Genomic DNA, 9,810 nt, shown 5'->3' with positions numbered 1-9,810 from the left:
GTTTGTGTTATATTTTATGCTTGAAAATTGGGGGGGGGGGGGGGGGCCCGGGGGGGGGGGGCCCCCCGCTCCGTTCATACCGGACGGCTACGCCCTGTTCACTGCGATGCCCGTGCCTTGCGGTAGAGCACCGCGCCCGCGAGCATCGCCCCCGCGCCGACCGGCAGGACGAGGCCCATCGGCAGGTCGCTGCCGGTGTGGGCGAGCTGTGCCTCGGCCTGCGGCTGGGTGACGTTGTGGGCGCCCGGGGTGTTCCCGTGCGAGCCACCGCCCGGCGTCACGTCGCCCGTACCGGGCGGCGTGCTCGGGGTGCCGGGGTGGTTCGGCTCGCCAGGGTTTCCGGGATTGCCGGGATTGCCGGGGTTTCCGGGGTTGCCCGGGTTTCCGGGGTTACCCGGGTTTCCGGGGTTACCCGGGTTTCCGGGGTTGCCCGGCTGCTCCGGTGACCCGGGCGGGTTCTCGTGCCCGCCGCCCGGCGGGGTGTGGGTCCCGCTGCCGTTGTTGGCGCAGTCGTTGCCCTCGGTGGAGTTGCCGACGCCGATGACGTCGACGGTGTTGCCGCACACGTTGACCGGCACATGGACCGGCGCCTGGACGGTGTTGCCGGAGCCGATGCCGGGCGAGTCGCTGGCCTGCCCGTCGGCCGACGCCCCCGTGCCACCGTGACCGCCGGACGCACCGCCGCCCTGGTTGGCGCAGCTGTTGCCGATCGCCGGGTTGAGTACCCCGACGACGTTCACGGTGTTGCCGCAGACGTTGACCGGCACGTCGACCGGAGCCTGCACCGTGTTGCCCGAGAGCACGCCGGGCGAGTTCGAACTGGTGCCGTGGGCGCCCGAGCCGGTTGCGTGGGCTACGCCGCTCGCGGCGGCGATGACGCCGGTCGCGGCGGCCACGGTCATCAGGCCCTTGCGGGTGACCTGTCGCATTTGCTGATTACCTGCCTTCGACCTTGTTCTGAAAGGACGATGTGTTCCGGATGAGTTCCGGATGAGTTCCGGATGAGTTCCGAAAGTCCGAAAGGACGACGTCGGTTTTCCTCCGACGTTCCGAAAAGGCCGGTCGGCCCCGGAGCGCATGGCACGCACTCCGGGGCCGACGGGCTCAGCCCCTGGTCACGGGGCGAGGCACAACGTCACTTGTTGACGCAGGTGTTACCGAAGGCGGGGTTCAGCACACCGACGATGGAGATCGTGTTGCCGCAGACGTTCACCGGCACCGAGACCGGCACCTGGATGACGTTGCCGGAAACGACGCCCGGGGAGTGCACGGCGGCACCCTGAGCACCCGAGTCGGCCACGGCCAGGCCCGCGCCCGCGAGAACCAGCCCACCGGTGGCAGCCGCAGCGGCGACGACCTTCTTGATCATTATTCCTCCTTGTTGGCAATGCGATCACAAGTAGCTGATCGCATCACCTGTAACGAGGAGGAACTAATAGGGCTACGACCTTATGAGCGCGTTCACCCTCCCCAGTCACATCCAGTACGTCTGGACGATTTTCAGGACGCGTCGATGAACCGGTCGAGCACCCGGACCCCGAATTGCAGACCGTCCACCGGCACCCGCTCGTCGACGCCGTGGAACATGCCCGCGAAGTCCAGCTCCGGCGGCAGCTTCAGCGGGGCGAAGCCGAAGCCCCGGATGCCGAGGTCGTCGAAGGACTTGGCGTCGGTGCCGCCGGAGAGCATGTAGGGGATGGCCTTGGCGGCCGGGTCCTCGGCGACCAGCGCGGACTGCATGGCGTCCACGAGCGCCCCGTCGAAGCTCGTCTCGACGGCCTTGTCGGCGTGCACGTCCTCGCGCCTGACCTTGGGGCCGAGGATCTTGTCGAGGTCGGCGAGGAACTCCTCCTCGAAGCCGGGCAGGAAGCGGCCGTCGACATGGGCGGTGGCCTCGCCGGGGATGACGTTGACCTTGTAGCCGGCGCCGAGCTGGGTGGGGTTGGCCGTGTTGCTGAGGGTCGCGCCGATGAGCTTGGCGATGCCGCCGAGCTTGGCGAGGGTGCCCTCCATGTTCTCCGGGTCCAGCTCGGTGCCGAGCGCATCGCCGAGCTCGTCGAGGAAGGCCCGGGTGGTCTTGGTGACCCGCACCGGGAACTTGTGCCGGCCGAGGCGGGCGACCGCCTCCGACAGCTCGGTGATCGCGTTGTCCCGGTGGATCATCGACCCGTGTCCGGCCGTACCGGCCACGGTCAGCTTCATCCAGTGGATGCCCTTCTCGGCCGTCTGGATCAGATAGAGCCGCCGCTGCTCGCTCACGGTGAACGAGAACCCGCCCACCTCGCTGATCGCCTCGGTGACGCCCTCGAAGAGGTCGGGGTGCTTGTCCACGAGGAACCGGGCGCCGTACTTGCCGCCGGCCTCCTCGTCGGCGAGGAAGGCGAGCACGATGTCCCGCGGGGGCCTGCGCCCGCTGCGCAGCCGGTCGCGTACGACCGCCAGGGTCATCGCGTCCATGTCCTTCATGTCGACGGCCCCGCGCCCCCACACGCACCCGTCCGCGACCTCGCCGGAGAAGGGGTGGTGGGTCCAGTCGTCGGCGTTGGCCGGTACGACGTCGGTGTGCCCGTGGATCAGCAGCGCGGGCCGGGACGGATCCTCGCCCTCGATCCGCGCCACGGTGGAGGCGCGGCCCGGGTGGGACTCGAAGATCTTCGGTTCGAGCCCGACCTCGGCGAGCTTCTCGGCGACGTACTCGGCCGCCTTGCGCTCACCGGGACCCGAGTGGTCGCCGTAGTTGCTGGTGTCGATCTGGATCAGCTCGCGGCAAAGGTCCACGACCTCGTCCTCGCCGGTGATTCCCCTGGCCGTGTCCGTCTCGCTCACGCTGCTTCCTCCCGCACTGTCACTGCTGGTGGGTCCCCCTCATCCTCCCTCTCCGCCCGGCCCCGCCCAAGACCGGCCGCGACCCGTCACATGCCGTTCACGCCACGACCGGGGGTGATCGGGGCACCCTCCGAAGCCTGGTAATGTTTCCTGTGTCGCCGCGAGGGAAACCCCGCACGACAGACACCTTGTCCGGGTGGCGGAATGGCAGACGCGCTAGCTTGAGGTGCTAGTGCCCTTTATCGGGCGTGGGGGTTCAAGTCCCCCCTCGGACACTTGGAAGGGCGAGGGCCGTGACCGTGAGGTCGCGGCCCTCGCTCGCTGTGTGGGGGAAGTCTCGTTCCGTAGAAGATCACCAGGTCAGGGCCTGTTCCGGTAGTCACCCGATGGCCTCGAACGGCTGCTCCGAGTGGCATCTCGAAGTGCCCGAACCTAGCGTCGTACTAAAATTTCCGGCTTGTTACGGAGCTGGAGCCGGACAACCCCAGGCAGACCTGCGGGCCCGCCAGCGCCCCGGAGGCTTCCGGGATCGAGACGCGAGGACCGGATGGCAGCCATACACGAGAGCGAAGCTCTCGGCCTGCTCGACGAAGAACTGAGCGCAGAGATCCACCAGCAGTTCGGTGACCGGGCACGTTTCTCCGGAGGTCCGGCGGCCTCCCCCCGCACGCTCGTAGACGTCTTCGAGGCGTCCGTGCGGTCGTATCCGGACGAGCCGGCGCTGGACGACGGCACGACCTCCCTCACGTACCGCGCGCTGGCCGTCGAGGTCGAGCGGCTGCGGCGCCGGCTCGCGGTGTGCGGGGTCGGGCTCGGCGACCGGGTCGGGGTCCGGGTGCCGTCCGGGACCAATGACCTGTACGTCGCGATCCTCGCCGTGCTCGCGGCCGGTGCCGCCTATGTGCCGGTCGACGCCGAGGACCCGGACGAGCGGGCCGAGCTGGTCTTCGGGGAGGCGGACGTACGGGCTGTGATCGGGGCCGGGCACGAGATCGCGGTGCACGGTGTCTCCGAGGCCCCCGCCGCCCGTCCCGGTGTGGAGCACGACGCATGGATCATCTTCACGTCCGGTTCCACCGGGAAGCCGAAGGGTGTCGCCGTCTCGCACCGCAGTGCCGCCGCGTTCGTGGACGCCGAGGCCGCGCTGTTCCTCACCGAGGAGCCGATCGGGCCCGGCGACCGGGTCATGGCGGGGCTGTCGGTCGCGTTCGACGCGTCGTGCGAGGAGATGTGGCTGGCCTGGCGGTACGGCGCCTGTCTGGTGCCGGTGCCGCGTTCGCAGGTCAGGAGCGGTGCCGATCTCGGGCCGTGGCTGGTCGAGCAGGAGATCACCGTGGTGTCCACGGTGCCCACGCTGGCCGCGCTGTGGGAGCCGGAGACCCTCAACGACGTACGGCTGCTGATCTTCGGCGGTGAGGCCTGTCCGCCCGAGCTGGCGCAGCGGCTGGTGACCGAGGGGCGCGAGGTCTGGAACACGTACGGACCGACCGAGGCGACCGTCGTGGCCTGTGCGTCGCTGATGAGCGGTGCGGAGCCGATCCGGATCGGGCTGCCGCTGAACGGCTGGGAGCTGGCCGTCGTCGACGAGGCCGGGGAGCCGGTGCCGATGGGCTCCAGCGGGCAGCTGGTGATCGGCGGGGTCGGGCTGGCCCGGTATCTCGACGCCGAGAAGGACGCGGAGAAGTACGCGCCGCTTCAGTCGCTGGGCTGGGAGCGGGCGTACCGCAGTGGTGACCTGGTCAAGGCGGAGCCGGAGGGGCTGGTCTTCCTCGGGCGGGCCGACGAGCAGATCAAGCTCGGTGGGCGGCGGATCGAGCTCGGTGAGGTGGATGCCGCGTTGCAGGCGCTGCCGGGTGTGGCCGGTGCGGCCGCGGCCGTGCGGACCGCTCGCAGTGGAAATCAGCTGCTCGTCGGGTACGTCGTCACGCAGGACGGCTGGGATCAGGCGGTGGCCGTCGAGAAGCTGCGGGCCGAGCTGCCCGCCGCGCTCGTGCCGCTGCTCGCACCGGTCGACGACCTGCCGACCCGCACCTCGGGCAAGGTGGACCGGGGCGCGCTGCCGTGGCCCCTGGAAGGGCTGGAGAGCGGTGGTCCGGCCGAGCAGCTCTACGGCACCGAGGCGTGGCTGGCCGAGCAGTGGACCGCGGTGCTCGGCATCCCCGTGAGCAGCGCGTCCGACGAGTTCTTCGCGATCGGCGGCAGCAGTCTGGCCGCCGCGCAGCTGACGACGCGGTTGCGGACCCGCTATCCGAGCGCGGCCGTCCTGGACATCTACCAGCAGCCGGTGCTGCGCAAGCTGGCCCGGCGGCTGGAGCAGTCCACACAGGACGACGGGTCGGAGCGGACCGTCGCGCCGGTGCCCAGGCGGGCGCAGCTGATCCAGGTTCTTCTCCTACTTCCGCTGTTCACGGTGCTCGGGCTGCGCTGGACGGTCGTGCTGGCCGCACTGGGCAATCTGCTGCCCGGCTACGCGTGGCTGCCGACGGCGCCCTGGTGGCTCCTGGCGGTCGGGGCGGTCGCGCTGTTCAGCCCGCCGGGGCGGCTGGCGCTGGCCGCCGGTGGTGCGCGGCTGCTGCTGAAGGGTGTGAAGCCCGGACGGTACGAGCGCGGTGGCAGTGTGCACATGCGGCTGTGGACCGCCGAGCGGCTCGCCGAGTTCAGTGGGGCGACCTCGTTGACCGGGGCCTGGCTGGAGCGGTACGCGCGGGCGCTGGGCGCCAAGATCGGCTCCGACGTCGACCTGCACTCGCTGCCGCCGGTCACCGGGCTGCTCAAGCTGGGCCGGGGTGCGGCCGTCGAGTCCGAGGTGGATCTGTCCGGGTACTGGCTGGACGGGGACCGGCTGGAGATCGGCGCGGTGAAGGTGGGCGCGCATGCCGTCGTCGGCACGCGCAGCATGCTCTTCCCGGGTGCCCGGGTCGGCAAGCGGGCCGAGGTGGCGCCCGGCTCGGCGGTCACCGGGCAGGTTCCGACCGGTCAGCGGTGGGCGGGCGCGCCCGCGGTCAAGCTGGGCAAGGCCAAGCGCAACTGGCCCAAGGAGCGGCCGCGGCGCGGGACGTACTGGCGGGTGATGTACGGGCTCACGGGCCTCGCGCTCAGCGCGCTTCCCGTGCTGGCCGGGGTGGCGGCGTTCCTCGTGGGCCGGGAGTTCTTCACGCCGGACGCGCCTCTGACGGGCGCCGCGCTGGCGCTCGTGCCGGCGACGCTCGCCTTCGGGCTGGCGTATGCCGTGCTGCTGCTGGTCTCGGTGCGGCTGCTGAGCCTGGGGCTGCGCGAGGGGACCTATCCGACGCACAGCAGGGTCGGCTGGCAGGCGTGGACGGTCACGCAGCTGATGGACCGCTCGCGCGAGACGCTGTTCCCGCTGTACGCCGGGCTGGTCACGCCGGTGTGGCTGCGGCTGCTCGGGATGCGGATCGGCAAGGGTGCCGAGGTGTCGACGGTGCTTGCGCTGCCCAGTCTGACGACGGTCGGTGAGGGCGCGTTCCTGGCCGACGACACGCTGACCGCGCCGTACGAGCTCGGTGGTGGCTGGATGCGGATCGGGCGCGCGGAGATCGGGCGGCGGGCCTTCCTCGGGAACTCGGGGATGACCGCGCCCGGGCGGACCGTGCCGGACGGCGGGCTGGTCGGGGTGCTGTCGGCGACGCCGAAGAAGGCGAAGAAGGGCACGTCGTATCTGGGGCTGCCGCCGGTGAAGCTGCCCCGCAGTGCCGCCGACGGCGACCAGAGCCGGACCTACGATCCGCCGGCGCGGATGCTGTGGGCGCGCGGGCTGGTGGAGCTGTGCCGGATCGTGCCGGTGTTCTGCTCGGCGGGGCTCGCGGTGCTGACGGTGGCGGCGCTGTGTGCGCTGGGGGGCTGGGCGCCGTTGCTGTCCGGGCTGGTGCTGCTGGGGGCCGGGGTCGTGGCGGGGCTGGTGTCCGTCGTGGCCAAGTGGCTGCTCGTGGGGCGGCATCACAGCGGGGAGCATCCGCTGTGGTCCTCCTTCGTGTGGCGCAATGAGCTGGCCGACACGTTCGTCGAGGTGCTGGCCGTGCCGTGGCTGGCGGGTTCGGTGCCGGGTACGCCGGTGATGACGGCGTGGCTGCGGGGGCTGGGCGCGCGGATCGGAAAGGGTGTCTGGGTGGACAGTTACTGGCTGCCCGAGACCGATCTGGTGACACTGGAGGACGCCGCCACCGTGAATCGGGGCTGTGTGCTCCAGACGCACCTCTTCCACGACCGGATCTTGCGGACGGATACTGTGGTCCTCCGTGAGGGCGCGACGCTGGGCCCTGGCGGGATCGTTCTGCCCGGCAGCGCGATCGGGGCCCGTACGACGCTGGGTCCCGCGTCGCTCGTCATGGCGGGGGAGTCGGTCCCCGACGACACCCGTTGGCTCGGCAATCCGATCGAGGCATGGCGTCCCTGAGCGCGGCCCACTCGGGGCCGGAGAGCGGTGGGCCGGCACGGAGTGGCAGCAGTACGGCGCAGGGAGCACAGACAGCAGTGGCAGTTCAGCAGGCGGCGGGCGCGGACCCGTACTTCCCGGAGCACGGCGACCCGCGATACCGGGTGCACCGGTACGAGCTCGCGCTGGACTACCGCCCGGGCCCGAACCGGTTGTCGGGGACGGCCCGGATCAACGCGATCGCGGGCCGCTCGCCGCTCACCGAGTTCGTGCTGAACCTGTCCGACTTCAAGATCGGACGGGTCCGGCTCGACGGACGGCAGCCGCACTACACGCACCGCGGCGGCAGGCTGCGGGTCCGCCCCGCCAAGCCGATCCGGGCCGGGGCGGCCTTCACGGTCGAGGTGCACTGGTCGGGCAACCCCAAGCCGGTGAACAGCCCGTGGGGCGGGATCGGTTGGGAGGAGCTGGAGGACGGGGCGCTGGTGGCCAGCCAGCCGATCGGGGCGCCGTCGTGGTATCCGTGCAACGACCGGCCCGCCGACAAGGCGTCGTACCAGATCTCGATCACGACGCCGTCGGCGTACGCGGTGGTGGCGGGCGGTCGGCTGCTGACCCGGACGACGAAGGCGTCGACCACTACGTGGGTGTACGAGCAGTCGGCGCCGACGTCCAGCTATCTGGTCGGCCTGTCGATCGGCAAGTACCAGACGGTGCTGCTGGGCGACCCGGGCCTGGGCGGGGTGCCGCAACACGGGCACATCCCGGCGCATCTGCTGGGCGACTTCTCGCGGGACTTCGCGCGTCAGCCGCAGATGATGGACGTCTTCCAGGAGCTGTTCGGGCCGTACCCGTTCGACGAGTACGCGGTCGTGGTGACCGAGGAGGAACTCGACGTACCCGTCGAGGCACAGGGGTTGTCGCTGTTCGGCGCCAACCATGTGGACGGGGCGCGGGGTTCGGAGCGGCTGGTGGCGCACGAGCTGGCGCACCAGTGGTTCGGCAACAGCGTGTCCATCGCGGACTGGCGGCACATCTGGCTGAACGAGGGGTTCGCGAAGTACGCGGAGTGGCTGTGGTCGGAGCGCTCGGGTGGGCGTACGGCGCAGCAACTGGCCGCCATCGCGCACCGTTTGCTGGCCTCGCAGCCACAGGATCTGCGGCTGGCGGATCCGGGCCGCAAGTCGATGTTCGACGACCGGCTCTACGAGCGGGGCGGGCTTGTCCTGCACGCGGTGCGCCACGCGCTGGGCGACATCGCCTTCTTCCGCATGCTGCGCAGCTGGGGGCAGCTGCACCGGGGCGGCACGGTGACGACCAAGGCCTTCACCGCGCACGTGGCCCGCTTCGCGACCGAGCCGGTGGACGAACTGTTCGAGGCGTGGGTGTACGGCGCGGCGCTGCCGCCGCTGCCCGGGGCCCAGACGCGGGCGGCGGGCTAGGAGAATGGCGGTCATGACCACGCGTTCCTGCCCGTGCGGGCTGTCCAGGGCCTACGGCGAGTGCTGCGGCCGCTACCACGCGGGCACCGCTGCCGCGCCGACCGCCGAGGCGCTGATGCGGTCGCGGTACAGCGCGTTCGTCAAGGGCGATGCGGCGTACCTGCTGCGCACCTGGCATCCGCGGACGCGGCCCGCGCGGCTGGACCTGGACCCGGGGATGCGGTGGACCGGCCTTGAGATCCTCGCGGCGGGCGACGGTACGGCGTTCCACACGACCGGCACGGTGGAGTTCCGGGCGTCCTACCGGGGCGGCTCGCTGCACGAGCTGAGCCGGTTCGAGCGGGTGGACGGGGCGTGGGTGTACGTGGACGGGGAGTTCCCCGGCTAGCGCTGCCGGCGCCTCTGTCCCTGCGCCGACGCCTACGGCGCCAGGATGTCCAGTTCCTGGAGCGCCCCGACCGTGATCTCGCGGGTCAGGTGTTCCGCCCGGACCGCGTCGCCCGCGCGGACCGCCTCCGCCACTTGGACGTGGAGGGTCACGGCGGCCGGGTCGGGGTCCTCGAACATGATCTCGTGGTGGGTGCGGCCGGTGAGGACCTCGGCGACGACATCGCCGAGGCGGGCGAACATCTCGTTGCCGGAGGCGTTCAGGATGGCGCGGTGGAAGGCGATGTCGTGGACGAGATAGCCCTCCAGCTGGTGGCCGCGGGAGTTGGCCACCATGCCGAGGGCGCACTCGGTGAGTTCGGCGCACTGGTCGGCGGTGGCGTGCTTGGCGGCCAGCGCGGCCGCGGCCGGCTCGATCGCCGAGCGCAGCACGGTCAGTGAGCGCAGCTGCTGCGGGCGGTCGGCGCCCGCCAGGCGCCAGCGGATGACCTGGGGGTCGTAGACGTTCCACTCGGCCTTGGGGCGCACCGTGACACCCACGCGGCGGCGGGACTCGACCAGGTACATGGACTCCAGGACCCGCACCGCCTCGCGCATCACCGACCGCGACACCTCGAAGCGCTGCGCCAGCTCGTCCGTGCGCAGGACGCTGCCGGGCGGATACTCGCCCGCGGTGATCGCGGGACCGAGGGTCTCCAGTACATGGCCGTGCAGCCCCCGGCCCGGTGTGCTCATGCACTCAGCGTACGGGGCAGATCACGG

7 protein-coding genes and 1 tRNA gene are annotated in these 9,810 nt (G+C 71.2%); 4 read left to right on the top strand and 4 right to left on the bottom strand.

The features are described from left to right. Window positions 1-98 precede the first annotated feature (98 nt). The 3 genes from POF73_RS18740 to POF73_RS18730 form a co-directional block, all read right to left on the bottom strand. Window positions 99-929: a chaplin gene (locus POF73_RS18740; RefSeq protein WP_272116699.1), complete on the bottom strand. Its 831-nt coding sequence runs from the start codon at window positions 927-929 to the stop codon at window positions 99-101. Between the two features lie 206 nt (window positions 930-1,135). Next, complete coding sequence (gene chpH, locus POF73_RS18735) at window positions 1,136-1,369, bottom strand: chaplin ChpH (RefSeq protein ID WP_272116697.1); 234 nt, start codon at window positions 1,367-1,369, stop codon at window positions 1,136-1,138. Between the two features lie 131 nt (window positions 1,370-1,500). After that, complete coding sequence (locus POF73_RS18730) at window positions 1,501-2,826, bottom strand: M20/M25/M40 family metallo-hydrolase (protein ID WP_272116695.1); 1,326 nt, start codon at window positions 2,824-2,826, stop codon at window positions 1,501-1,503. 190 nt (window positions 2,827-3,016) lie between these two features. On the opposite strand from POF73_RS18730, the gene POF73_RS18725 reads away from it, so the two are divergent. The 4 genes from POF73_RS18725 to POF73_RS18710 all read left to right on the top strand — a co-directional run bounded on the left by POF73_RS18725 (window position 3,017) and on the right by POF73_RS18710 (window position 9,049). Further along, window positions 3,017-3,101, top strand: a tRNA-Leu gene (locus POF73_RS18725). A 272-nt stretch (window positions 3,102-3,373) separates the two neighbouring features. Next, window positions 3,374-7,240 carry a Pls/PosA family non-ribosomal peptide synthetase gene (locus POF73_RS18720; RefSeq protein WP_272116693.1) on the top strand — a complete coding sequence of 1,289 codons (3,867 nt, stop codon included), beginning with the start codon at window positions 3,374-3,376 and terminating at the stop codon, window positions 7,238-7,240. A gap of 77 nt (window positions 7,241-7,317) precedes the next feature. Further along, the gene (locus POF73_RS18715; RefSeq protein WP_272116691.1) at window positions 7,318-8,661 is read left to right on the top strand and encodes a M1 family metallopeptidase; all 1,344 of its coding nucleotides are present in this window, start codon (window positions 7,318-7,320) and stop codon (window positions 8,659-8,661) included. A gap of 13 nt (window positions 8,662-8,674) precedes the next feature. Continuing rightward, window positions 8,675-9,049: a YchJ family protein gene (locus POF73_RS18710; protein WP_272116689.1), complete on the top strand. Its 375-nt coding sequence runs from the start codon at window positions 8,675-8,677 to the stop codon at window positions 9,047-9,049. A 32-nt stretch (window positions 9,050-9,081) separates the two neighbouring features. Here the strand turns inward: POF73_RS18710 and POF73_RS18705 are convergent, their stop codons facing one another. After that, window positions 9,082-9,783: a FadR/GntR family transcriptional regulator gene (locus POF73_RS18705; protein WP_272116687.1), complete on the bottom strand. Its 702-nt coding sequence runs from the start codon at window positions 9,781-9,783 to the stop codon at window positions 9,082-9,084. Window positions 9,784-9,810: the final 27 nt, after the last annotated feature.

It is taken from the genome of Streptomyces sp. HD (assembly GCF_028369295.1).
In the GTDB taxonomy this organism is placed as follows: domain Bacteria; phylum Actinomycetota; class Actinomycetes; order Streptomycetales; family Streptomycetaceae; genus Streptomyces.
This window is presented reverse-complemented; position numbering and strand designations above follow the sequence as displayed.

What these genes read in the sequence shown, in the direction of transcription:
- POF73_RS18720 (WP_272116693.1), top strand. Translation starts at nt 3,374, where the DNA reads ATGGCAGCCATACACGAGAGCGAAGCTCTCGGCCTGCTCGACGAAGAA.
- POF73_RS18705 (WP_272116687.1), bottom strand. Translation starts at nt 9,783, where the DNA reads ATGAGCACACCGGGCCGGGGGCTGCACGGCCATGTACTGGAGACCCTC.
- POF73_RS18740 (WP_272116699.1), bottom strand. Translation starts at nt 929, where the DNA reads ATGCGACAGGTCACCCGCAAGGGCCTGATGACCGTGGCCGCCGCGACC.
- POF73_RS18710 (WP_272116689.1), top strand. Translation starts at nt 8,675, where the DNA reads ATGACCACGCGTTCCTGCCCGTGCGGGCTGTCCAGGGCCTACGGCGAG.
- chpH (WP_272116697.1), bottom strand. Translation starts at nt 1,369, where the DNA reads ATGATCAAGAAGGTCGTCGCCGCTGCGGCTGCCACCGGTGGGCTGGTT.